We start from the raw sequence: 25,179 nt of genomic DNA on the forward strand, positions 1-25,179 counted from the left end.
TTGGATATTATTTGAATTAGTCTTTTCAACATTTGCTCTTAGATAATTCCTGAGTTAATTTTTCACGCAGGCTCTCTTTTTCTTCCTGATTCAAAGGAAGTCCTTTTTGATTGGAAATATAAAACATATCCTCTACTCGCTCACCAGCAGTAGCAATTTTTGCATTATGCAAATGAATATTCAAAATTAGAAACACTCGACTTATGGTTGCTAAAAGCCCTGGTCTATCACTTGTTACAAGAAAAAGTTGTGTGTGGTGGCTGAATTGATCATCGATAAAAGTGATTTGAGTTGCAACATTAAAGTGGGCTAAAGCCCTGGATAATCTTCTGCGGGAAATTGTAGGTAATCGTCCTGTATTAGCAAGATGTTCACACAAGGCTTTTTGGATATCTGCTGCACGATGTTGGTCTAATAAAGCTTGATTGTTTTCATCTAGAATAATGTAAGTATCCAGATCAAATTGATTATCACAGGTGATAATTGCGGCTTCTTGGATAGTGACATGATGATTACTTAGCACTGAAGTCGTAATAGTAAATCGCTCGTCTCTATGGGGCATATAAATAAATACCTCAGTACCGCCTTGGCTGTGATGAGGCATAATCATTACCACAGGAAAACTCTTACAATTTAAAATTGCTTTAGTATGTCTGGCTATTATTTCAGGAGATTCGTGAAGAAAATATTTTCCTTTAAATTGATTCCATAAATAATGTACTGCGTTAGGAGATATGCCTTGTGAAATTAACATCTCTAAAGCACGTTGTTTACGGATAGATATGAGGGCTGCTTCGTCTACTAATTCCTGTTCTTTTTGAAGTCTATTTTTTGCAGCACGGTATAACTCTTTAAGCAAAGAATCTTTCCAGGCATTCCAAAGAGTAGGATTAGTACCACAGATGTCGGCTACAGTGAGTAAATAAAGATAATCCAGATATTTTGAAAGTGGTAACAACTGACAAAACTGCTCTATAGTTTTAGGATCGTAAATGTCTTTACGTTGCGCTGTTTGCGACATTAATAAGTGGTAACGCACAAGCCAAACTAATAACTTACTGTCTTCTGGATCCATAAAGTGTCGTTGCGCAAATTCTTGTGCTTCAATGGCCCCCAATTCAGAATGATCTCCCCCACGTCCTTTAGCAATATCATGGAATAAAGCGCTAAGATATAAAATTTCCGGCTTTTCCAAAGTTGTCATAATTTTGGCACACAAAGGAAATTGCTTTGCGTATTCCTCTTTTTTGAAACGGGATATATTACGGATAACAAATAAAGTATGTTGATCTACCGTGTAGGCATGAAATAAATCATATTGCATTTGTCCAGTTACTGTAGCAAAACAATCTAGATAGTGAGCTAAAACTCCGTATCTGTTCATTCTTTGCAGTGCATCATATGGGTCGTTTCCAATTCTAAATATATTGATAAAGATATTAGCTGTCTCAGCGGATTCTCTAAAGCGTCTACCCATTAAAAATAATGATTCCCTTATTAATCGTATTGTACTTGCTCTTACTCCTTCTATATCAGGCCGCTTTACGATCCAATAAAATAACTTCAATAACGATTGCGGATATTGACTAAATACTCGGGTATGGCGTACTTCAATAAACTTATTTGAAAGCTGAAACTCATTATCAAGGTGGACAATTTTTTGTTTCTGATTATAAATTATTGTTTCATTAAACCATTGCAAGAGCATCTCATTAAGTTCTCGATTGCGTTTGATCACTTTAAAATAGTTTTTCATAAATTGCTCTATGGCTAAAGAATGGGGTAGGTCTTTATATCCAAAAAATTGAGCTAATTTGACTTGATAATCAAATGACAAGCGATCTTCAGGTTTACCCGCTAATATGTGTAAGGCAAACCTGACCCGCCAAAGAAAATTTTGGCAGTATTTAAGTTCTTCATATTCTTTATCAGTAATAAAGCCGTAGCTAATTCCTTCCGCTAATTTTTTTATTTTAAAGTGGCGTTTGCTGATGCTGAGTAAAATTTGTAAATCTCTTAGTCCGCCGGGGCCATTTTTGACATTTGGTTCTAGATTGTAGGCTGTTTCTCCATATTTGGCATATCGACTCTCTTGTTCTTGAAGTTTGGCATAAAAATATAAGTGACTTGGCCACATATGCAACGTATGGGTTTGATAGACCAATTCTTCCATTAAAGCCCCACGGCCACATAGCAAGAACATATCCATAATCGTCGAAATGACACTCAAATCCTCACTGGCTAAATTGGCACATGAGGAGACAGTAGTAATTTGATGGCTTACTTCTAGTCCGACATCCCAGCAATCCTGAATGAATTTTTGAGCACGCTGTAACTGAATTTTATTTACTTGTTCCGTATGAAGTAATAATAAATCTATGTCTGAATGAAGTTGAAGCTCTCGACGACCATAGCTTCCTAATGCAAGGAGGCAGAAATTGTCTCCTTGGTGTAGTTTATTTTTGACAAATAAGTGAATTAAAATATTATCAATAAATACAGCAAGCTTACGGGTGATGGAAGTAATATCTGCTTTTTGACTAAAATCTTGACACAGTTTCTCTTTGAACTGTTTAATCGTATTTTTTATAATGCGATTATCGTTCTTCATTGCGTAAAGTCAAAATTTCAACACCGGTATCGGTTACCAAGAGAGTATGTTCCCATTGAGCTGAGAGACTATGATCTTTAGTAACAACAGTCCAATGATCCGGTAATAGCCGAGTGTGGTGTTTTCCTGCATTGACCATGGGCTCTATTGTAAACGTCATCCCTGGCTCCAATCTCATCCCAGTTCCTGGAACTCCATAATGTAACACTTGTGGATCTTCGTGAAATACCCTGCCAATACCGTGCCCACAGTAATCACGTACTACTGAACAACGATTTTTTTCAGCATGTTGCTGAATAGCAAATCCTATATCACCTAGCTGAACACCTGGTTTAACCATGTCTATGCCGATATACAAACACTCATGAGCTACCTGAACCACATGTTTTGCCTTGACAGATGGAGTGCCTATAATAAACATTTTGCTGGTATCGCCATGGTATTCGTCTTTAATAACAGTGACATCAATATTAATGATATCACCATCTTTTAAAGTCTTTTTTCCAGGAATTCCATGACATACTACATGATTGATCGAGGTGCATATTGATTTGGGAAAACCATTGTAATTTAAAGGAGCCGGAATAGCTTTTTGCACATTGACAATGTAATCATGACAAATAGTGTTTAATTCATCAGTACTAATACCTATTTGTACATAAGGTCCAATCATCTCCAATACTTCTGCCGCCAGTCGACCAGCAATGCGCATTTTTTCTATTTCGTCAGGAGTTTTAATTGTAACGCCCATTATGATTTATCCAAAATTATAGATGTTAACACATGGCCAAGAAGGCCAACAATACTCAATGTTACGCTAAAAGAATAAATCACCTCAATAAAAGATAATAAATCAATCCAATTGAACATAATATATTCTTTATGATTCATTTATTATAATATCATTTTTTAGCGATTTGATTTATACCAGAAATAATCGGAGGGAAAAGTTATAAACAAAGCAATTAAAAACTTCCAGATTACTTATGATAAGGGTGATTATTAATAATGCACCAGGCTCTGTAGAGGTTTCAAGTAAAATAATACGAACTAAAGGGTGTGGGAGCGTCAGTTTAGAAAGTGACCAATGCTCTTCACAAAGATTCAATATATCACTGGATAATCCCTCTGGCCCACCAATGATAAAACAAAAATGACTGGAAATTTGTTGTAACTGACTTATTCTAATTGCTAACTCTTCACTGCTAAAGGATTTTCCTGCCATGTCCAGAGCAATTAGACGTGCTCCATTAGGGATTGTTTCTCTAATTAAGGTGGCTTCTTTTTCAAGTATTCTAGGTAAATCGGATGATTTGCTGCGGCGTATTAGAGGGATTTCAATCACTTTTATTTGAATCCCGTCATGAAACCGTTTTATATATTCATTTGAGCCTAGGGTTACCCAGTCAGGCATTTTATTGCCGAGAGCGATGATAGTAATTTTTAGCATAGTGAACTCTTAGGAACTAGTTGGGGGCTCTTCCCATAACCCTTCAAGATTGTAAAAATGACGGTACTCTGGTTGCATAACATGTAATATGAAGTCTCCAAAATCAAGCAAGGCCCAGTCACCGTTTTCAATTCCGGTAGAGCTTAGACAAGGTAAGCCTGCGAGCTTCATATCTTCCAAAACTTTTTGAGCTATGGATTTGACGTGGCGGGATGATCGACCTGAAGCGATGATCATAAAATCAGTGATTGTTGTTTGTTTATGTACATCAATGACTTTAACATCGATCGCCTGAATGTCCCCAAGAGATTTTAATATTTTTTCAAGCGCTGGATTTTGTTCAAGCATACTAAGATTATCTTCTGTCAAAAAATATTGAATAATAGCAACAATTGATTTACATAAAAAGTTTTTTTTAGCCCTTCCCTTTGTTGTAGGGTACATTTTTTAAGATCATTGCGAGGAGCGCAGCGACGAAGCAATTTAGATATCTGGATTGTTTCGCTACGCCCGCAAAGACGAAGTTCTTGAAAAACCGTATCGTACAGAGAGTCTCTTCTATCGACTCTTTTGGGGAGAGTAATAATAACATCATTGAAAGCGATTCATTGGTGTTCAGCGGTCTGTATATGTGTTAATAAAAATTTAATGACAGCGAATAAAACCAGACAGCCTAAAGTTGCAATAAATAATATGCTTAGCTGTTGAGTAAATGCTGTAGCGTATAAGGTTTTTAAAACTGCTATATTAGTTTCACCGCTAGGAATGGCTGTTAATTCAGCTAATTTTCCAGAAAGAAAACCACCAATTCCCAAGGAGACGAAAAAGATCCCCATCATGGTACTGACTTTATTTTTATCAGCTAATACGGTTATTGCCGATAACCCAACGGGAGAAAGCAGTAATTCAGCCAGGGAAATCATCAAATAGGCTGGGATGATAAGGAGGGGTGAAATTAAAACGGATTTATTCACCACAGTACTGACTAAGGCAATGATAGAATACGCAGCAGTCATAAACACTATTGAAAGAATGAATTTTTTCCCAGTGCTTAAACCTCTTTCTATCAACGTCAGTTTATGATGTTTTTTTGCCAGAAAATAACCAATAATTAACATGCCAATACTTTGTATTGTGATGTAGTAGGGGGGTGGGAAATCAATGCCTAAAAAGGTTGGCTGAACCACACGAGCAATAAATAATGTTAAGGACATAAACATTTGAAAATAAAATGCCCAAAAGATAACCGAAATAATGCATAATAAACCAATAACTAATGTCTGCCGTGATTGATTGGCATTTTCGTGATTCACAGAATACAAAATGTAACTGGCTGAGAAGAGTACTACCAGCCCAAACATAATATTGGCAAGTTTAGGTGAGCTTAGGATATAAAAAGATAGTGCCCATAACAGAAATAGTAACACAAAGGCTGAAATGACTTTATTCAGCTTGAAAACAAATGGATTATAATCTTCAATTTTGTATCGATACATACCAAATAAAAACACGAAAAATGCAATAATTAATCCAAATGCGGCACTAGTGAAGGAAGCTGCCCAGCCAAAAAGCTCATTGAATTGGCTTGGTAAAGTGGTTCCTAATATAATTCCTGTGGTAATGCCCATATAAAAGATAGTAAAGCCACCTTCTCTCTTTGTTGAGCCTACAGGGTATTCATTGCCCAATAATGATGAGATGTTTGGCTTTAATAAACCGGTTCCTACAGCAACTCCTGCTAAGGAAAAAGTCAGGGCTAGAGGGCTGTCAAACAATGACAAAAGACAATAACTTAAAAATAGGACGATAGCACCTAATAAAATTGCTCGCTTTTGACCAATTAACTGATCAGCAATCCAACCGCCTACCAATGGTGAGAGATAAGTAAGCGCTGTAAATGAACCAACCAACGCATAAATTTCTTTGTCGGGCCATTTAAAGTGTAATGCTAAATAAAGTGCTAGTAAGGATTGGACTGCATAAAAACCATATCGTTCCCACATTTCAGTGGTAAAGTAGACACGAAGGGATTTGGGGTGCTTTTCCATATTATTGCAATCTTAACAAAATTAATGAACCTAAATTATATCATATAAAAAACAGTGTGAATATTAGTTGCTCATTTCAGCTTTTTATATTGTTTACTGCATAAGTAATTTTTCACTGCCGTTGGGTTTGGGAATAAAGTCTATTCACGCAGAAAGGTGACTCGTGTATGATGCAGGAATGCTTTTATGTTGCACGTAATAGGAGAGATTCTTAATGGATAAAGATGGAAGTAAACGAGTTATTTCTGCCCCTAGAGGCAGTGAAATTCAAGCTAAAAGTTGGCTGACTGAAGCCCCTTTACGAATGATCTGTAATAACCTGGATCCCAATGTGGCTGAAGATCCAGATTCTTTAATTGTCTATGGTGGTTTAGGTAAAGCCGCTAGAAATTGGGAATGTTTTGATAAAATAATGCAGGTATTAAAGCAATTAAATAGCGATCAAACCTTGTTAATTCAGTCTGGTAAACCAGTGGGGGTATTTACCACCCATGAAGACGCTCCGAGGGTATTAATTGCCAATTCTAATTTAGTTCCTCGTTGGGCTACTTGGGAACATTTTAATGAATTAGATAAAAAAGGACTGATGATGTATGGCCAAATGACGGCCGGGAGTTGGATCTATATTGGGTCGCAAGGAATTGTGCAAGGCACCTATGAAACCTTCGTTGCAGCAGCAAAAAAACACTATCAAGGGGATCTCTCAGGACGTTGGATATTAACAGCCGGTTTAGGTGGTATGGGGGGGGCACAGCCTTTGGCAGGTACTATGGCTGGAGCCAGTGTTTTGGCCGTAGAATGCGATAGATGCCGAATAGAAAAACGATTACAAACAAAATATTTGGATCGTTACACAGATAATTTGGTGGAGGCACTGGATTGGATTAATGAATCCTGTCAAAGCAAACAGCCTATTTCAGTTGCTGTTTTGGGAAATGCTGCTGAAATATTCCCTCAACTGGTTGAGCGTGGCGCTCAACCCTCTTTAGTGACTGATCAGACTAGTGCGCATGATCCACTTAATGGCTATTTGCCATTAGGCTGGACACTAGAGAAAGCTGCTGAAATGAGACAAAAGTCGCCCAGTCAAGTAGTCGAGGCCGCTAAGAAATCAATGGCTATTCAAGTGCATGCTATGCTTGAATTCCAGAAAAGAGGAATTCCGGTTTTTGATTATGGGAATAACATAAGACAAATGGCATTTGAAGCAGGAGAAAAAAATGCTTTTTCATTCGAAGGGTTTGTTCCTGCTTACATTAGGCCCCTATTTTGTGAAGGGATAGGCCCATTTCGCTGGGTTGCTTTATCGGGCGATCCGGAAGATATCTATGCCACCGATGAGATGGTGAAGCAATTAATACCTGACGATCCTCATTTACATCACTGGCTAGATATGGCTAAAGAAAAAATTTCATTTCAAGGGTTGCCAGCGAGAATCTGTTGGGTTGGATTAAAGGACCGGGCACGCTTGGCTTTGGCTTTTAATGAAATGGTTAAGAACAAGCTAGTTAAGGCTCCCATAGTGATTGGCAGAGATCATCTTGACTCTGGCTCAGTGGCGAGTCCTAATCGTGAAACGGAAGGTATGTTGGATGGTAGTGACGCTGTCTCTGACTGGCCTTTACTTAATGCGTTATTAAACTGTGCTAGTGGAGCTACCTGGGTCAGCATTCATCACGGTGGGGGAGTGGGTATGGGATTTTCACAGCATGCCGGTGTTGTTATTGTTGCAGATGGTTCCGAGAAGGCTGCCAAGCGATTAGCTCGAGTTCTGCATAATGATCCTGCCACTGGCGTAATGAGACATGCTGATGCGGGTTATCAACTCGCGAAAAAATGTGCAAAAGAAAATTCGCTTTGGCTACCTATGGAATCATAACAGGAGTTTGTTCATGTTAGAGAGTTTTATTCTACAACCTGGCCAATTATCGCTACTCAACATTAAGCAGATTTTAGAGGAAGGACAAAGTTGTATTCTATCTGAGGATGCTTATGATTTGATACAAGCTTCTCGTCACACTGTAAAAAAAGTAATTGAAGAGAAGAAAACAGTGTATGGTGTGAATACGGGATTCGGTTCCTTGGCAAATCAAACCATTTCGTCAGAGCATTTGAAAGAATTGCAGAGGAATATTGTTTTATCTCATGCTTGTGGAACAGGCGATTTATTGCCTGATGAAGTAGTAGCCCTGATTCTACTTCTAAAAATAAATAATTTGGCCCAAGGTTATTCTGGAGTTAGGCTTGAATTAATAGAGGCTTTAATGGCTTTGTTTAATAATAAGATTTATCCTTGCATTCCAGCGAAAGGGTCGGTAGGCGCCTCTGGCGATCTAGTACCTCTTGCCCATATGTCCTTGCCTCTATTGGGAGAAGGAGAAGTAAGATGGCAAGGACAAATAATTAGTGCCGAAGAAGGTTTGAGACGCGCTGGATTGAGGCCTATAGAGTTAGAGGCAAAAGAGGGGTTAGCTCTTCTTAATGGTTTACAAGTCTCTACAGCTCTTGCTCTATCGGCCTTATACACTAGTGAAGTATTATTTGAAACAGCGATTATATCAGGCAGCTTGTCTGTGGATGCTGCCTGTGGAAGTGATGTTCCTTTTGATGACAGAATACATCAAATTCGTGGCCATCAAGCTCAAATTACTGCTGCTGCCATGTATAGAAATTTATTGGCAGGCAGCCAAATTCGCGAATCCCATAGACATTGTAATCGAGTACAAGACCCTTATTCATTAAGATGTCAGCCCCAAATTATGGGAGCAGTTCTTCACCAAATGGAATTTGTTGGACAGACCCTACAAGTTGAGGCCAATGCCATCTCAGATAATCCTTTGGTTTTTGCTGAGCAAGGGGACATTTTGTCAGGAGGTAATTTCCATGGGGAAATCATTGCTATGGCCTCTGATAACTTGGCATTAGCTTTGTCTGAAATTGGTGCCAACGCAGAAAGGCGAATTGCGTTGTTAATCGACAAAAATTTTAGTGGTTTACCTGCCTTTTTGGTGAAAGAAAGCGGTTTGAATTCGGGGTTTATGATTGCTCATGTAACTGCGGCTTCTTGTGCAAGTGATAATAAAGCTCTTGCTCATCCGCATTCTGTTGATAGTCTTCCCACTTCAGCAAACCAGGAAGATCATGTCTCTATGGCAACTAATGCAGCACGCCGCTTGCATGAGATGATTGATAATACTTCAACCATTATTGCTATTGAGTTGTTAGCGGCTTGTCAAGGACTTGAATTTCATAAACCATTAAAGACTTCACCCCAATTGGATAAAGTTTATCGCGATGTAAGAAATGTGGTGAAACCTTATGATAAGGATCGATATTTTGCTCCGGATCTAGCAAAAATTAAAACAAAGATATTAAATAAGGAATTTAGGTTACTCAATTTACAAAAGGAATAGAGAGGGGAAATTATACTTTGATTGAATCTCTTGGATGGTTATTTCCGTGCAGGCTGCCATGAGAGAAGTGCGAGGAGAAACGAAGCACAGAACCCTAGTATATACAGTAGTATATGAGGATTCGAGCACCATATCGACAAAGCAATTCTCCATGGCAGTAGGGTTTCGAAAGAAGTCCAATATTTCATTGAATAATAGAGACTAATAATGGATTTATTTGCAGAATTTAAAAGCTTGCATACACAGTATGAACTTGATCCTTATCCTTCTTTATGCGAAAGAAAGAGGGTGTTGGTTGCTATAAAAAAAGCTTTACAAAAGGAAGCTTCTGTTTTGGCTGAGGCGATAAATAAAGATTTCTCTCATCGCGCTGCCGAAGAAACTTTATTTTTAGAGGTTTTTCCAACAATAAAGGCGATCAATTATTGCTTAAAAAACATGAAACGTTGGATGAAAAAAAGACATCGGCATGTGTCTTGGCTATTTATTCCCGCAAAAGCTTATGTTATACCCCAGCCGCTTGGAGTTGTCGGTAATTTAGTTCCTTGGAATTACCCTGTGTACTTGGCTTTAGTGCCAACTATTTATGCTTTGGCAGCTGGTAATAGGGTCATGATAAAAATGTCTGAATTATCAGTAAACATAGGGGATGCTTTGCAAACATTATTTCAATCTATTGGATTAGAGCGCTATGTTTGTGTGGTAAATGGCGATATTGAGGTATCAAAACAATTCGCTTCCTTACCGTTTGGTCATTTGATATTTACTGGTTCGACTCACGTAGGGAAATTAGTCATGAAAGCAGCCAGTGAGAATTTGACTCCTGTTACCTTAGAGTTAGGGGGTAAATCTCCTGCGGTATTATCTTGCACTATGAATACCAATTATTTTAAGCGGTTGTTTATGGGTAAGTTATTTAATGCAGCCCAAACTTGCATTGCCCCCGATTATTTATTAATCCCACAAGGTTGGGATGAGATCGTTGAAAGGGAATTTAAAAAATTTATTAATACTTTTTATCCGGAATTAATGAGTAATAAGCAATATACAAGTATAATTACTGACAAGCACAAAAAGAGATTGCTGGATCTAGTTGAGGATGCAAGAAGCAAAGGCGCTCGTGTTGTTGAGTTTGGCCAGCAGGCCTCAGAGAGCCCCAAGTTACCTATGTATCTTTTGTTTCATGTCACAAATGAAATGCGTGTCATGAAGGAAGAAATTTTTGGCCCTATATTACCGGTAATGACTTATAGATCCCTAAATGATGCAGTAAATTATATTAATTCATTACCAAACCCTCTTGCTTTGTACTATTTTGGAGAAGACAAGGAAGAGATAAAACTTATTCAAACCAAAACATTATCCGGCGCTTTAACTATCAATGAAACTATAATGCATATTGCAATTGATGATCTGCCCTTTGGGGGTGTTGGGCATAGCGGTATGGGGCATTATCATGGAAAGGAAGGGTTTGATAGCTTTTCAAAACTAAAGCCGGTTTTCGCTCAAAGATTAATTTCCACAGTGAGTTGGTTTTATCCGCCTTATGGAACGTTAATGCGCCTTCTTTTGACATGGATTGGTGGTATCAAATTGAGAGAGAAAAAGTCATGAGTAAAGTCATTTTTATTACGGGAGGAAGCCGGGGGATAGGCAGAGAAATCGCTTTAAAATTTGCTGCAAACGATAAGGCGAATATAGTTATTGCGGCTAAAACAGCAGAACCGCATCCCAAACTTGAAGGAACTATTTACTCAGTAGCTAAGGAGATAGAGAAGTTAGGCGGGAAAGCACTTCCTTTGATGGTTGATGTGAGAGATGAGCAACAGATTCAAAAGGCAATAACCAAAACTTTAGAAACTTTTGGACAACTCGATGTATTGGTTAACAATGCGAGTGCAATCAGCCTAACTGATACGCTGAATACCCCAATGAAACGCTATGATTTGATGCATGGCGTCAATGTCAGAGCAACTTTCGCATGCTCTCAAGCCGCTATTCCATATTTACTCGAAAGTGATAATCCCCATATTTTGACTTTATCTCCCCCACTGAATATGGATAAAACTTGGTTTGCTCATCATTTAGCTTATACCATGAGTAAATATGGTATGAGTATGTGCACTTTAGGCCTGGCTGAAGAGTTTAAAGAAGCTGGAATTGCAGTGAATTCTTTATGGCCAAAAACCACTATTGCTACTGATGCAATACGAGTCCATTTCCCTAGAGAACTGTACATGGCAAGTCGCAAACCTCAGATTATGGCAGATGCTGCTTACTGGATTGTTCACCAACCATCGAGATCAACTACTGGAAATTTTTTTATTGACGAAGATGTTTTAAGACAAAGTGGTGTTACTGATTTTTCAGTTTATGCTATGGATCCCAATGCTCAACTTTATCCTGATTTATTTTTATGAAAGTAGAAATATATACTGATGGTGCATGCAAGGGAAACCCTGGCCCAGGTGGTTGGGGCGTCTTGCTTCGTTATAATGGGAGAGAGAAAACACTTCATGGAGGCGAGACTCAAACTACAAATAATCGTATGGAGTTGATGGCAGCAATTAAAGGCTTGGAGGCATTAAAGCGTCCATGTGAAGTTGATTTATATACTGATTCGCAATACTTGCGCCAAGGAATGACGGAATGGATAAAAGTATGGAAGATAAATGGTTGGCGTAACTCTAAAAAAGAAGCTGTCAAAAATGCCGAGTTATGGAAATCTTTAGACAACTTAGCTTCCATTCATACTATTCATTGGCATTGGGTTAAAGGGCACTCAGGCCATTTAGAAAATGATTTAGTCGATGCTTTAGCAAATCTGGGTATTAAGGAATTATCGTAAAGTGATGAGGCAAATTATATTAGATACTGAAACGACTGGAATTGGTCCTGAACTAGGACACAGAGTTATTGAAATAGGTTGCGTTGAGCTTATTGATCGAAAATTAAGTGGAAGTCATTTCCATGTTTATCTTAATCCACAAAGAGAAGTGGAGGAAGGGGCTTTCCGAGTTCATGGCATTAGTACTGAGTTCTTGCAGGATAAGCCTTTGTTTCAAGATATTGTGACAGAGTTCTTACAATTTGTTGAAGACTCTGAATTAATTATTCATAACGCCCCATTTGATGTTGGCTTTCTTAATTCTGAGTTAAAACATGTCAAATGGGGAAAAACGTTAGAGGACTATTGCCGGATTGTTGATACTCTTGTCCTAGCCCGAGAAAAGCACCCTGGCCAACGCAACAGTCTGGATGCTTTATGCAAACGCTATGAGATAGATCATTTTAATCGCGATCTGCATGGTGCATTATTAGATGCGGAAATTTTAGCTCATGTCTACCTGGCGATGACAGGTGGGCAAAGTAGTTTATTTTCTGGAGTAGAATCCAGTTTAGGCCATTCCAAAATGAAAACTCAAGAAAAGAGATCACTGCACTTGAATAATCCAGTTTTAGTACGAGCGACAGAAGATGAGTTGCGGCAACATCAAAATTTCATCGAATTCTTAACTAAAAAATCTGGAATAGATCATTGGACAGAGGAATAGCTTCTTCTGATTAGTAATTTTTTAAAAAGTACAATTAGCTGTATGGAGTAATAAAGGAATATTTACAGCACAACGAAAAATGGATAGTTAATTGAATTAGTCAACAGTATATATTAGGCTTGCTACTGAACGTAGCAAGCCAAATAATCATGTCAATCTATCTATTTTCTAGATTTTTATATTGTCTAGCTTATTTTGGTATTAAATGCTTTTCAGCAAAATCTTTTCCTATACACTCTCCCAATGCTCTACCCCATTTTGAAGCAGTTTCGTTATTAATCGTATCTGGCATACTGGCATAAAGTTCATCTTGACATTTCTTAGTACTTTCTGGAATTAACGTGACACATTGTTCATAGGTCATTTTAATTTCATCAAATCTCTTTTTTAAATCGGCGTCTTGAATGAATCCCTTGCATATAAGATCGGGCAGTAATGGGGTCATAGAATTTAACCAATTGTCTTTAGACATCTCATTGGGGCTTGATGTCTCCTCAGCATTTGATATTAAGGGAAATAATGAACTGCTTAAGGCTAAAGTTGTTGCAATAAGTAATTTCCTTGACATGATTGTTTATCCTTATTTAACGTGAGTTCAATATCAAAAATAATGCTATTTCTTAATACTGAACCGGATCATTTTAGCGTGGTTCCCGTAAAAATGCTGTATTTACGGGATAACGTTCGTTTATCGATTTAAAAAACAATAGGTCTTTTAATCGAACTCACGTTATTTTAGAGTCCACATTTATATAGTAGGACAAAAAATAAAATTTTGCCTTGTCTTAAAAATATTGCTTGAAATTATTTTGATAATTTCAATTATATTGTTGCCTCCATTGTTACGACTCCATTTGAATTGTATGAAAATTGAACTAAAATAATAAGGCAATGGAAATAAAAAAGGTCCAAATCATGGAAAAGTCCAAATTTCATTTAAGATTATTTTCTCAAGCTATGTTTGTTATTCTGGGGATGTTCTTATTTTGCGATGGATTTACAGCTGGCAATACCTTTATTTTTAATCCCAATACTTTAACATGGAAAGCCATCAATGCGGATGGGAAGGTCATACGGACAGGGCGTGGATCGGGCGGGAAGCGTTACTGTGCTGACATTCGCAGATCATGCAAAACTCCTTCTGGCGTTTTCAGAGTTATCAGCAAAGGCGGTCCAGGTTGCCGTTCAAGTCGCTATCCAGTAGGCAAGGGAGGGGCTCCTATGCCTTATTGTATGTTCTTTAGTAAATTATATGCAATACACGGCTCCCCTGATGTGCCGAATTATAATGCTAGTCATGGTTGCGTTAGAGTTAGGCCCCATGACGCAAAATGGCTAAGTCAGAATTTTATCAGAATTGGTACGAAGGTAATTATCAAATCCTATTGATTATAATTAATAATATAAATTGTTCATCCGTAAAAATCTAAAATCACTGTCTTAAAGAAGATAGTGATTTTTTTTATAACTCATCCTCTTCATCCATACTAAATGAAGAACCACAACCACAGGTCGTTTTGGCATTAGGATTGCGGATGACAAATTGTTCGCCCTGGATTCCTTTGATGTAATCAATCTCGGCGTCATGCAAATATTGATAACTCATTGAATCTATGAGTAATTTGACAGAATATTTCCCATCTGAGCATTGTTGTTCTACAATGGTGTCGTCTTCATTAATTTGCTCATCAAAACTAAATCCATATTGGAATCCGGAACAACCGCCGCCTGTAATAGAAACACGCAAATTCAAATTGGAATTATCTTCTTCTTTAATTAATTCTGCGACTTTATCCGCTGCACTCACAGAAAAATAGATGTCTGACGTTTTTGATATATCAACGGTTGCCATACTGAACTCCGAAATAATAACTATTATCATTTATTATACCAATAATACTCATTATTTCGTAGTGTATGAAGCGTATGTATCAGGGCGTATGTGTAATCTCAAAAGAATCGTATGAACATGACGCTCAATGATATGTTCAGCGGATGATTTGTTCTATAGTTGCCCCACCCAGGCATTGGTTCTTTTCATAAAATACGATGAATTGCCCAGGAGTGATTGCACGTTGAGGGGTTGAAAACATCACATAATGCTGGTTATTGTCTGAGGGAGAAATCATACATGCCTGCTCTGTTTGCCTGTATCTGGTTTTAGCAAAGCAGGTTAGTGGTAAACTATTTTGACAGTCTGCTAACCAATGAATAGGACCACATATTAAACCCTGAGCGTACAGCATGGGGTGTTGGCTGCCTTGTGCAACATACAGAGTATTGGTTGCTACATCCTTATCAACAACATACCAGGGTTCATCTGTGGAATTCTGCAACCCTCCTATACCCAAACCTTGGCGTTGGCCTAGAGTATAAAACATAAGCCATCATGCTTACCAAGGTTTTTTCCAGCCGTAGTTTTTATTTCCCCGGGTTTGGCAAGTATGAACTCATTAAGAAAAGTTTTAAACCTTTTTTCACCTATAAAGCAGATTCCCGTAGAATCTTTTTTATCATGAGTTACGAGGCCAAGTTCTTTTGCAAACTCCCTAATTTGTGGTTTTGTAAAATCACCTATAGGAAAAAGAGTTTTGGCCAATGCTTCAGGTTCAACGGCATGCAAAAAGTAAGTTTGATCCTTTTCCCTATCTTTTGCCTTAAATAAATAACCAACTGATCCTTCTATTTTATTTTTTGCATAGTGGCCAGTTGCTATGTAATCTGTCCCTAAACTTAAGGCATGATTCAAAAAGGCATTAAATTTAATTTCTTTATTGCATAAGACATCGGGATTTGGTGTTCTTCCTTTTTCATACTCATTGAGAAAATAGGTAAATACTCTATCCCAATATTGTTTTGAGAAATTGACGGTATGCAGAGGTATACGTAGCTGGTTACATACAGCCTGAGCGTCCGCCAGATCTTTTGCCGCAGAGCAAAAATTGTCCGTATCATCCTGCTCCCAATTCTTCATAAATAACCCTTCTACCTGGTATCCTTGTTCTTTTAATAACCAGGCTGCAACAGAGGAATCAACTCCTCCGGACATACCAACAATAACTTTCGCTTTCATAAATGGTTCGTACTTTGAGTGTTTCGCATTTCTATAAAAATACAATTTTAACAAATTTTACTACACAATCACTATAGTTTCAGAACGAAACAAAGCCGGAACTATCAATCCTTATTATCCCAGCGTTAATTAACCTATAAATTATTGAGAATGGCGTTAAATGTTTAGCTGAATTGTTTTACTACACCGGACAATAATGGTAATGAATATTTGTTCTATACAAAGATATTCATCCAATAAGTTGATATTTCTTACAGAGAATTAGATAATATAGTGTTTTTAAATTTTAATTATTGCTTCGTTCTCATTATGTTTGCAATCAAAAATAATTTGATTCATAAATAAAATTTAAGAAGCAACTTCGTATTTTAGGTATATTATTTATGATTCATTTGCAAGAGCTTGCAAAGCAAGGTCAACAAGAAAGTGAAGTGGCTCTAAGTGAGCGATTGCCTTCTTTCATTAGACCTGTGTGCCATTTGAAAGCAATTTATCATGTTGAGGCGAAAGAGGATGTTTATCTCATTCACCTGAATGTACAGGGAAATTTGAGCATCATTTGTCAGCGTTGCATGGACGATTTCACTGTAGGTTATGAGAATTCCACTGTCATTGCTGTTTGTCGAAATGATGAGAGGGCTGAACAATTATTGAGCCAATATGAGTGTGTTGTTTCTTCAAACTGGCAGGTTGATTTAAATGAATTAATTATTGATGAACTGCATCTCTATGCACCTCAATTTCATTCTGATTTTAATGAGTGTAATAGTGAAATCAATGAAATTTTAACAGGGGAAAAAGAATCTAATTGATATTTTGGCAATTAATACTTGGATTGGAGTTAAAATATCGGTAATATTCCCGCTTTACGAATGCAATTTGTTTAGGAGTAATACAATGGCCGTACAACAAAATAAAAAATCACGCTCACGACGTGACATGAGACGCTCTCATGATGCGCTAACCAAACCTACGTTGTCTGTTGATCCAACAACAGGTGAAACTCATCGTCGTCACCATATGACACCTGATGGGTATTATAGAGGCAAAAAAATTATTGATGCTGAAACTGCTTACGAACAAGAGTAATTTTCTTGAAAAACATCACCATTGCAATTGATGCGATGGGTGGGGATCATGGGCCAGATGTGGTGATTCCTGCCTGTATTCGTGCAGCTAAAAATAATCCCAATTTGAGACTTTTGCTTGTTGGCGTACAAGACAAGCTCAGTGCATCTCTGAAAAAACATGGCATCTTGTCTTCCCAACAAATCACTATTGTTCATGCCTCAGAGGTGGTCACAATGGACGAATTGCCATCCCATGCGTTGCGTAACAAAAAAGACTCCTCAATGCGTGTGGCAATTAATTTGGTTAAGGAAGGAAGAGCACAGGCTTGTGTGAGCGCAGGCAATACTGGTGCATTGATGGCTACTGCACGATACGTATTGAAAACTTTACCGGGAATTGATCGTCCAGCGATAGTGTCAGAATTACCTACTATGGGCGGCAAGACCAGAGTTATTGATTTAGGCGCTAATGTTGATTCTTGTGCAGAGCATTTATTTCAATTTGCTGTAATGGGCTCTGCGCTAATACAAGCCATTGAAAACAAATCGAAACCTAAAATTGGTTTGCTGAATATTGGTGTTGAAGAAATTAAAGGAAATGATCAGGTTAAACGTACTGCACATATGCTGGCAGAAAGCTCTGTTATGAATTATGTAGGGTATGTTGAAGGAGATCATTTTTACACTGGTGAGGTGGATTTGGTAGTTTGTGATGGATTTGTAGGGAACGTTGCTTTAAAAGCGAGTGAAGGTTTGGCAAAACTTTTGCTAACCCTCCTGAAAGAATCATTTAATAGAAACTGGCTAACAAAAATTGCTGGTTTTATTGCTTTACCAGCCTTAAAACATTTAAAAAATCGTTTAGATCCATCTCGATATAATGGTGCCAGCATGCTCGGCTTGAACGGGATTGTTGTCAAAAGCCATGGTGGAGCCAATGAAATAGGTTTCCAACATGCTATTGAACAAGCTGTTCTTGAGGTCGAAAATAATGTTATTGATTTGGTACGCGATCAAATAAATGATTTTATAAATCAAGGATTGTTGTTATGAAGAATGCTGTTATCAATGGCACTGGGAGTTATTCTCCAGAAAGGCAAGTTACTAATACTGAGTTGGAAACCATCCTCGACACTAGTGACGAATGGATTGTTACCAGAACAGGTATTAGTAGTCGTAGTGTTGCTCAAGAGCATGAAACAACATCTTATATGGCTTCTAAAGCGGCTGAACGAGCTTTGGCTGCGTCAGGTCTTGATGCAGAAGAAATTGATTTGATATTAGTAGCGACATGTACTCCAGATCATTTTTTCCCAAGTGTTGCTTGTCATGTGCAAAATGCTTTACAAATCAAAAGACCTATTCCAGCTTTTGATGTTGGTGCTGCATGCAGTGGTTTTGTGTATGCCATGGATATAGCGAGACAATACATTGCGACAGGGGCTGCTAAACATGTACTCGTTGTTGGCAGTGAAAGCATGTCCAGAGCAGTTGATTGGACTGATCGCTCTATTTGTGTGTTATTCGGCGATGGTGCTGGTGCAGTTGTTTTGAGCGCAAGTGAACGCGAAGGGATAATAGGCAGTGTTTTGCATTCTGCTTATGACGCTGAAAAATTATTGGTTCTTCGCAATTCAACGTTCGAACAAGAAAAAGCAACGATTGGAATGCGAGGTAATGAAGTATTTAAAATCGCCGTGAATATTATGGGCAATATTGTTGATGAAGTACTAGATGTAAGTCATTTACAAAAGTCTGATATCGACTGGCTGATCCCACACCAGGCTAATATACGGATTATACAAGCCATAGCTAAAAAATTATCTCTCCCTATGTCACATGTCATAGTTACAATTGGCAACCAAGGTAATACTTCAGCTGCTTCTATTCCTTTAGCTCTTGATTATTCAATTAGAAGTAATCAAATTAAAAGGGATGAAGTATTATTAATTGAATCCTTTGGTGGTGGAATGACCTGGGGTGCCATGGTGATTCGTTACTAAATTACAATTAAGGGTTAATTCTATTATGGTAAAAACAGCATTTGTATTTCCAGGACAGGGATCTCAGTCTATAGGTATGTTGTCTGACTTTATACCTCAATATGCCGTTATCACAGATGTTTTTACAGAAGCCTCAGATGCTGTAGGCTATGATCTGTGGGATTTAGTGCAAAACGGACCTGAAGAGAAACTAAATCAAACAGAATATACGCAAGTAGCTATGTTAACTGCTGACGTTGCAATTTATCGTTTATTAATGCAATCAGGTGTGCCTCAACCTCAAGTAATGGCTGGCCACAGCTTGGGAGAATATGCTTCACTAGTTTGCGCTAATTCCTTGTCTTTAAGAGAAGCAGCTCAATTAGTAGCCCGCAGGGGACAGGTGATGCAAAATGCCATTCCGTTAGGTGAAGGAGCCATGGCTGCCATAGTTGGGCTATCTGATGAACAGATACGTTCCTTATGTGAACAAGCCAGTTCAACGAGTCACTTAGTTACACCAGCCAATTATAATTCCATAGGTCAAACTGTTGTTGCTGGGCATAAAGTAGCAGTGGATTTAATCATTAAATTAGCTGAAGATGCTGGGGCTAGGTTAGCAATGGTTATTCCTGTAAGCGTTCCTTGCCATTGTCCTCTGTTGAAGGAAGCTGCGGAATTATTTGCAGACAGTCTTGCTTCTATAGAGTTTAAAGTGCCTTCAGTCGATGTGATCAGTAATGTTGATTTAAGTGTTTATCATTCTACTCAACATATAAGAGAAAAGCTCAAAGAGCAATTATTCAGCCCTGTTCGTTGGGTTGAAACAATCCAGTTAATTCAACGACGTGAGACTGAATTGGTAATAGAATGTGGTCCAGGAAAAGTTTTGAATGGCTTGATAAAAAGAATAGAAAGAAATCTACCGACCATCAGTGTTTATGACAGCATCAGCCTTGAGCAAGTCATAGAGCGTTTACATATTCCAGTTTGAGAGGAAACTAAATGGGCAATTTAGAAAATAAGATTGCATTAGTAACTGGCGCTAGTCGCGGCATTGGTCGTGCAATTGCTGAGAAACTGGCACGAAATGGTGCTTTTGTATTTGGTACAGCAACTACTGAGCAAGGAGCAGCTTCTATTAATTCTTTTTTTGAAAAAGAAAAATTAGTTGGTGAAGGAATCGTTTTAGATGTCACTAGCACGGAACAAGTCGAAAATTTGATGTCTACTTTATCCGACAATGATCAGTGTCCTGCTATTCTGGTGAATAATGCAGGCATTACAGCGGACAATTTATTATTGCGTATGGATGATGAAGAGTGGTACAAAGTAATAGAAACCAATTTAAACTCTATCTATAGAATGACAAAAGCTTGTTTAAAGCCTATGTTCAAAGCACGTTGGGGAAGAATAATTTCTATAGGCTCTGTTGTTGGTTCCAGTGGAAATTCTGGCCAGGTAAACTATACTGCAGCTAAGGCTGGCATTATTGGTTTTTCTAAATCTTTAGCGCAGGAGATTGGTAGTAGGGGAATTACCGTCAATGTAGTAGCTCCTGGTTTTATTGATACCGATATGACTGCTTCTTTGCCAGATATGGTCAAAGAAGAAATGCTCAAAAGAATTCCTATGCGTAAGTTGGGTCAGCCAGAAGATATAGCAGAAGCAGTAGCTTTTCTAGCATCAGATAGTGCAAAATATATCACAGGTGAAACAATTCATGTCAATGGCGGTATGTATATGAGTTAAATGCACTTGCGTTATCTGTATAATTGAATAAACTAGCCGTCAGTATTTTTTAATAATTTCTATCAATCGAAAGAGGAAAATCACGTTATGAGTACAGTTGAAGATCGTGTTCGTAAAATTGTTGTGGAACAATTAGGTGTTAAAGAAGAAGAATTAAAAAATGATGCATCATTTGTTGATGATCTAGGTGCTGATTCTTTAGATACAGTAGAGTTAGTTATGGCTCTTGAAGAAGAATTTGAAACAGAAATTCCTGATGAAAAAGCTGAGAAAATTACTACTATTCAGGAAGCTATTGATTATATTGAATCTAATCTAAACAAAGAAGAAGCTTAATTTTTTTCGAGGAGCTCTCATTGAATAAGCGGCGTGTGGTTATTACTGGCATGGGAATGCTTACTCCTGTCGGTCTTAATGTAGAAGAAACTTGGCGTAATATTTTGGCTGGAGTTAGCGGGGTAGGCTTGGTAGAAGATTTTAATACCAGTGAATATCCAACGAAAATTTGGGCTAAGGTCAAGAACTTTAATGTTGAGGATCACATGCCAATTAAAGACGCCCGTAAAATGGATGTCTTTACTCAATATGGTATGGCAGCTGCTGATGAAGCTATACTTGATTCAGGTTTGAAAATTGATGAAGCCTTATCTCGCCGTGCCGGTGTGGCAGTTGGTGCTGGTATTGGCGGAATTCAAACAATTACAAACAATCAGGATAAACTGGTTTCAGGTGGTCCACGTAAGGTCTCACCATTTTTTATTCCAGCAGGTATTATCAACATGGTTGCTGGACAGATTTCTATTAAGCATCAGCTGAAAGGCCTAATATTTCTGTTGTGACAGCATGCACTACTGGAACACATAACATCGGCCTTGCAGGACGTATTATTGCTTATGGTGATGCTGATGTCATGATTTGTGGTGGTGCTGAAATGACCACAACGCCACTTTGTCTTGCTGGTTTTTCAGCAGTACGATCTTTATCCAAGCGCAATGATGAGCCGGAGAAAGCCTCAAGACCTTGGGATAAGGATAGAGATGGTTTTGTCATGGGCGAAGGTGCTGGTATTTTGGTACTGGAAGAATATGAGCATGCGAAGGCTCGTGGAGCAAAAATTTATGCGGAATTGGTAGGCTTTGGAATGTCTGGAGATGCTTATCATATTACAGCACCTGATGAAGACGCTGATGGGGCTTCTCGAGCAATGGAAGCAGCTATACATGACGCTGGCATAGATCCTAAAGCCGTTGATTACATCAATGCCCATGGTACATCAACTTATCTGAATGATTTAAATGAAACAAAAGCGATTAAGCGTGTATTCCAAAATCATGCTTATGATTTGGCTGTTAGTTCAACCAAATCCATGACAGGTCATTTACTTGGAGCTGCAGGGGCTGTTGAGGCAATCATTAGTATTCTGGCTATCAGAGATCAGGTTGCGCCACCTACTATTAATTTGGATAATCCTGATGAGGGATGTGATTTGAATTATGTAGCTCATGTGCCGCAAAGAAGAAGCATTAACTATGTTCTAAGCAATTCGCTAGGTTTTGGCGGAACAAACGGTAGTTTATTGTTCAAGCGAATTTAAATGCAGTTCTCAAGACTTAAAAAACTGGTTGTTCTTATTATAGCTATGTTTTTTATGTCTTTTTTGTTTTTATCTTGGAGTATACATCGATTATTATATGCTCCAATGATTCCTAAAAATGCATCTCCAACCATTATTACTCTCGATAGGGCAGCATCAGCTTACCAATTTGCTCGTGCTTTGCAAGACAGGCAATTGATCCATTCTGCAAAGTTACTTCTCATGGTTATTCGCTTTAAGGGGTTATCTCATCAGCTAAAAGCAGGAATTTATCAAATTAGCCCTGGAGAAACTGCAATGCAACTGCTTCACAGGATAGTTGCAGGGAACGTTCTTACTTTAAATTTTACAATTATCGAAGGTACAACCCAGCAGAAAGTAGAGCAGGATTTAAGAAAAGCCAATTATCTGAAATATAATCCTGATGACTGGAAGATCATTAAAGGAAATTATCCAAATGCAGAAGGTCTATTACTTGCAGATACCTATCAGTATCAAGGTGGCAGTAGCAGTAGGGCTTTATTAGAGCAGGCTCATCGTAATTTATTGAATTATCTGGGTATCAGTTGGAATAATAGAGCACCTAATTTACCCTACAAGACTCCTTATGAGCTACTGATTGCTGCTTCCATTATCGAAAAAGAAACTGCAATCGCTCAAGAGAGAAAGTTAATTTCTGGTGTAATGATAAATCGACTGAGGAAAAAAATGCCTTTACAAATGGATCCTACCGTCATCTATGGCCTCGGAAATGAATACAAGGGCAAATTATCTCATGATGATTTATCAATACCATCACCGTATAATTCTTATTTAAATCGAGGATTGCCTCCCACACCGATAGCGATGGTAGGGAAGGAGGCAATTGATGCTGCGGCACATCCACAATTATCTAATTATCTATATTTTGTTGCTAAAGGAGATGGCACTCATCAGTTCTCTGAAACTTACGAGCAACAAAAACAAGCAATTAATCAATACAGACGCAAGGATTATTAATGTCATCATTAGCTGGGAAGTTGATAGTAATTGAGGGACTGGAAGGAGCAGGAAAATCAACTGCTGTGAATTTGGTTGTTGAGCTATTATCCAGTAAAAACATCAGTACTATCACAACCAGAGAACCTGGCGGAACAGCGATAGGCGAGGTTTTAAGAAATATAATTAAAAATCCGGAATATAGTAATGTGCTGGATGATAAAAGTGAATTGTTACTTCTCTATGCTGCAAGAATTCAATTGATTAAACAGGTTATTAAACCAGCATTGAATCAGGGGCAATGGGTTATTGCGGATAGATTTGAGCTTTCCACGTTGGCTTATCAAGGCGGAGGCCGCGGTTTAGATATAAAAGTTATTAATGAATTGTCAACTTTTTGTTTACAGGGGTTCAAACCTCATCTCACTTTATATTTAGACATTAAGCCAGAGCTTGGTATGCAAAGAGCCAAAGCAAGAGGAAAATTCGATCGAATTGAACAGGAAGCAATTGAATTTTTTCATAGAGTTTATGAAACCTATCATAGCCTTACTAAGCAAAATCCTGAAGTTATTACAATTGATGCAAATAAGCCTTTAGGGCAGGTACAAGATGCTATTCAATCAGTAATCGAGAAGTTTCTATGGCGCACAATATCATAACTCATCTGAAACAGTGGCAAAAAATGCAAATGGCATTGATGAAAGGGCGTATTCCGCAAGCCATGTTATTTGTTGGTCCTTTGCATTGTGATCTTATAAGATTTGCCAGCCAAATAGCTCAGTTATTCTTTTGTAAAACTAAACCGGCAGAACCTTGTTTGACTTGCATGGATTGTCAGATGATTCAACGTATGGAGCATCCTGATATCGATTGGATTAAACCAGAAAAAATTGGTGGAGTAATTAAAATTGATCAAATCAGGGAGTTACAGAATACAGCATTTTTAACACCTCAAAGAGCAAATTATAAATTAATCATTATTGAATCAGCTGAATCGATGAATAGTGCTGCATCAAATGCTTTATTGAAAATTCTGGAAGAGCCAGCAAAGCATACCGTTTTTATTTTGTTAGCACAACAAGTCAGTACGATATTACCTACTGTACTAAGTCGCTGCCAAATTACTCGATTTTCTGCTTCGGATGAATTGTCCCATAATCTGTTAAGTTCGGTGGATTCTTACTATCAAGAGTCGTCGGATAGGGCAATCATCATGAAGCATTCAGAGGCGATTTTAGAGGGTTTGATTGCTATTATTGAACGCAAAAATCATCCATGCACATTGGCTGCAGAATGGAGTCAATACGAATTAAATACTTTTTTGTGGTTTTTATATTTAGCATATTCCCAACTGCAGTACATGCATTTATTTCGAATAACCTACACTGGCTTTGCAGAAAAGCAATTAAATAAGCTATTAATATTGTTAAATCCGATTTTGGTTTTTACTCAGATCGATAAAATAAATAACTTATTGCGAAAATTAAGCCATAATATGAATATAAATCATACATTGGTATTGGAAGATTTATTATTTTCTTTGATAGCTGATTTGTAATGGAGGCTTAGTCTTTCAGAAATTGAGCTAAATGGCATTGGTGAGATGGGGGATGGTTATGACTGATAAACCGCAAATGATAAGCTGCTCATT

23 protein-coding genes and 3 pseudogenes are annotated in these 25,179 nt (G+C 37.9%); 18 read left to right on the forward strand and 8 right to left on the reverse strand.

The genetic code is table 11. The annotated features are described in order from the left end of the window. Positions 1–25 precede the first annotated feature (25 nt). From glnD to OK13_RS03430, 5 genes and pseudogenes are all read right to left on the reverse strand, one after another. Positions 26–2,611, reverse strand: a complete 2,586-nt coding sequence (glnD, locus tag OK13_RS03410) for a [protein-PII] uridylyltransferase (protein ID WP_035887687.1) — start codon at positions 2,609–2,611, stop codon at positions 26–28. Then, positions 2,598–3,362, reverse strand: a complete 765-nt coding sequence (gene map, locus OK13_RS03415; protein ID WP_035887688.1) for a type I methionyl aminopeptidase — start codon at positions 3,360–3,362, stop codon at positions 2,598–2,600. Before map ends, glnD begins: the two co-directional genes overlap by 14 nt. Positions 3,363–3,591: 229 nt before the next feature. Continuing rightward, positions 3,592–4,061 (reverse strand): annotated as a pseudogene (rlmH, locus tag OK13_RS03420) (23S rRNA (pseudouridine(1915)-N(3))-methyltransferase RlmH). Between the two features lie 9 nt (positions 4,062–4,070). Continuing rightward, positions 4,071–4,409 (reverse strand): ribosome silencing factor, encoded by a 339-nt coding sequence (gene rsfS, locus OK13_RS03425; RefSeq protein ID WP_035887733.1) that lies wholly within the window; start codon positions 4,407–4,409, stop codon positions 4,071–4,073. Between the two features lie 257 nt (positions 4,410–4,666). Then, the gene (locus tag OK13_RS03430; RefSeq protein WP_035887690.1) at positions 4,667–6,109 is read right to left on the reverse strand and encodes a peptide MFS transporter; all 1,443 of its coding nucleotides are present in this window, start codon (positions 6,107–6,109) and stop codon (positions 4,667–4,669) included. A gap of 214 nt (positions 6,110–6,323) precedes the next feature. Here OK13_RS03430 and hutU point away from each other — a divergent pair, with 214 nt between their 5' ends. The 6 genes from hutU to dnaQ all read left to right on the forward strand — a co-directional run bounded on the left by hutU (position 6,324) and on the right by dnaQ (position 13,076). Further along, a complete protein-coding gene (gene hutU / locus OK13_RS03435) occupies positions 6,324–7,988 on the forward strand; it encodes a urocanate hydratase (protein WP_035887692.1) in 1,665 nt (554 codons plus the stop codon). A gap of 13 nt (positions 7,989–8,001) precedes the next feature. Further along, on the forward strand, positions 8,002–9,522 hold the full coding sequence (hutH, locus tag OK13_RS03440) for a histidine ammonia-lyase (RefSeq protein WP_035887694.1): 1,521 nt from the start codon (positions 8,002–8,004) through the stop codon (positions 9,520–9,522). 207 nt (positions 9,523–9,729) lie between these two features. Next, positions 9,730–11,136, forward strand: a complete 1,407-nt coding sequence (locus OK13_RS03445) for a coniferyl aldehyde dehydrogenase (RefSeq protein WP_035887696.1) — start codon at positions 9,730–9,732, stop codon at positions 11,134–11,136. Beyond that, positions 11,133–11,942, forward strand: coding sequence for an SDR family oxidoreductase (locus OK13_RS03450; RefSeq protein ID WP_035887738.1), 810 nt, complete (start codon positions 11,133–11,135; stop codon positions 11,940–11,942). The genes OK13_RS03445 and OK13_RS03450 overlap by 4 nt, the downstream gene beginning before the upstream one ends. After that, positions 11,939–12,370 carry a ribonuclease HI gene (rnhA, locus tag OK13_RS03455; protein ID WP_035887698.1) on the forward strand — a complete coding sequence of 144 codons (432 nt, stop codon included), beginning with the start codon at positions 11,939–11,941 and terminating at the stop codon, positions 12,368–12,370. The genes OK13_RS03450 and rnhA overlap by 4 nt, the downstream gene beginning before the upstream one ends. Before the next feature lie 4 nt (positions 12,371–12,374). After that, positions 12,375–13,076: a DNA polymerase III subunit epsilon gene (gene dnaQ / locus OK13_RS03460; RefSeq protein ID WP_035887740.1), complete on the forward strand. Its 702-nt coding sequence runs from the start codon at positions 12,375–12,377 to the stop codon at positions 13,074–13,076. Positions 13,077–13,266: 190 nt separating this feature from the next. Here dnaQ and OK13_RS03465 read toward each other — a convergent pair whose 3' ends face one another. Next, positions 13,267–13,644, reverse strand: coding sequence for a hypothetical protein (locus OK13_RS03465; RefSeq protein ID WP_035887700.1), 378 nt, complete (start codon positions 13,642–13,644; stop codon positions 13,267–13,269). A gap of 347 nt (positions 13,645–13,991) precedes the next feature. On the opposite strand from OK13_RS03465, the gene OK13_RS03470 reads away from it, so the two are divergent. Continuing rightward, positions 13,992–14,465 carry a L,D-transpeptidase gene (locus tag OK13_RS03470; RefSeq protein WP_035887741.1) on the forward strand — a complete coding sequence of 158 codons (474 nt, stop codon included), beginning with the start codon at positions 13,992–13,994 and terminating at the stop codon, positions 14,463–14,465. A gap of 73 nt (positions 14,466–14,538) precedes the next feature. Here the strand turns inward: OK13_RS03470 and erpA are convergent, their stop codons facing one another. Both erpA and mnmA read right to left on the reverse strand, forming a co-directional pair. Next, complete coding sequence (erpA, locus tag OK13_RS03475; RefSeq protein WP_035887702.1) at positions 14,539–14,928, reverse strand: iron-sulfur cluster insertion protein ErpA; 390 nt, start codon at positions 14,926–14,928, stop codon at positions 14,539–14,541. Between the two features lie 136 nt (positions 14,929–15,064). After that, positions 15,065–16,149, reverse strand: a pseudogene (mnmA, locus tag OK13_RS03480) (tRNA 2-thiouridine(34) synthase MnmA). A 383-nt stretch (positions 16,150–16,532) separates the two neighbouring features. Here mnmA and OK13_RS03485 point away from each other — a divergent pair. The 11 genes and pseudogenes from OK13_RS03485 to OK13_RS03535 all read left to right on the forward strand — a co-directional run bounded on the left by OK13_RS03485 (position 16,533) and on the right by OK13_RS03535 (position 25,086). Then, on the forward strand, positions 16,533–16,961 hold the full coding sequence (locus OK13_RS03485) for a DUF177 domain-containing protein (protein WP_035887704.1): 429 nt from the start codon (positions 16,533–16,535) through the stop codon (positions 16,959–16,961). An 85-nt stretch (positions 16,962–17,046) separates the two neighbouring features. Next, the gene (rpmF, locus tag OK13_RS03490; RefSeq protein WP_035887706.1) at positions 17,047–17,238 is read left to right on the forward strand and encodes a 50S ribosomal protein L32; all 192 of its coding nucleotides are present in this window, start codon (positions 17,047–17,049) and stop codon (positions 17,236–17,238) included. A 5-nt stretch (positions 17,239–17,243) separates the two neighbouring features. Then, complete coding sequence (plsX, locus tag OK13_RS03495) at positions 17,244–18,272, forward strand: phosphate acyltransferase PlsX (protein ID WP_035887709.1); 1,029 nt, start codon at positions 17,244–17,246, stop codon at positions 18,270–18,272. After that, a complete protein-coding gene (locus OK13_RS03500; protein WP_035887711.1) occupies positions 18,269–19,222 on the forward strand; it encodes a beta-ketoacyl-ACP synthase III in 954 nt (317 codons plus the stop codon). Before plsX ends, OK13_RS03500 begins: the two co-directional genes overlap by 4 nt. Positions 19,223–19,247: 25 nt before the next feature. Further along, a complete protein-coding gene (fabD, locus tag OK13_RS03505) occupies positions 19,248–20,195 on the forward strand; it encodes an ACP S-malonyltransferase (RefSeq protein ID WP_035887712.1) in 948 nt (315 codons plus the stop codon). Positions 20,196–20,206: 11 nt separating this feature from the next. Further along, positions 20,207–20,953, forward strand: coding sequence for a 3-oxoacyl-ACP reductase FabG (gene fabG, locus OK13_RS03510; RefSeq protein ID WP_035887715.1), 747 nt, complete (start codon positions 20,207–20,209; stop codon positions 20,951–20,953). A gap of 87 nt (positions 20,954–21,040) precedes the next feature. Next, positions 21,041–21,289, forward strand: coding sequence for an acyl carrier protein (gene acpP / locus OK13_RS03515; RefSeq protein WP_018576556.1), 249 nt, complete (start codon positions 21,041–21,043; stop codon positions 21,287–21,289). Between the two features lie 20 nt (positions 21,290–21,309). Next, positions 21,310–22,547, forward strand: a pseudogene (gene fabF / locus OK13_RS03520) (beta-ketoacyl-ACP synthase II). Continuing rightward, a complete protein-coding gene (gene mltG, locus OK13_RS03525; RefSeq protein ID WP_035887718.1) occupies positions 22,548–23,546 on the forward strand; it encodes an endolytic transglycosylase MltG in 999 nt (332 codons plus the stop codon). Then, positions 23,546–24,187, forward strand: a complete 642-nt coding sequence (gene tmk, locus OK13_RS03530) for a dTMP kinase (protein WP_035887720.1) — start codon at positions 23,546–23,548, stop codon at positions 24,185–24,187. The genes mltG and tmk overlap by 1 nt, the downstream gene beginning before the upstream one ends. Beyond that, positions 24,181–25,086, forward strand: coding sequence for a DNA polymerase III subunit delta' (locus OK13_RS03535; protein ID WP_081964850.1), 906 nt, complete (start codon positions 24,181–24,183; stop codon positions 25,084–25,086). The genes tmk and OK13_RS03535 overlap by 7 nt, the downstream gene beginning before the upstream one ends. The last annotated feature ends 93 nt before the right edge of the window (positions 25,087–25,179 follow it).

This window comes from Legionella norrlandica, from assembly GCF_000770585.1.
GTDB classification, from domain to species: Bacteria; Pseudomonadota; Gammaproteobacteria; order Legionellales; family Legionellaceae; genus Legionella; species Legionella norrlandica.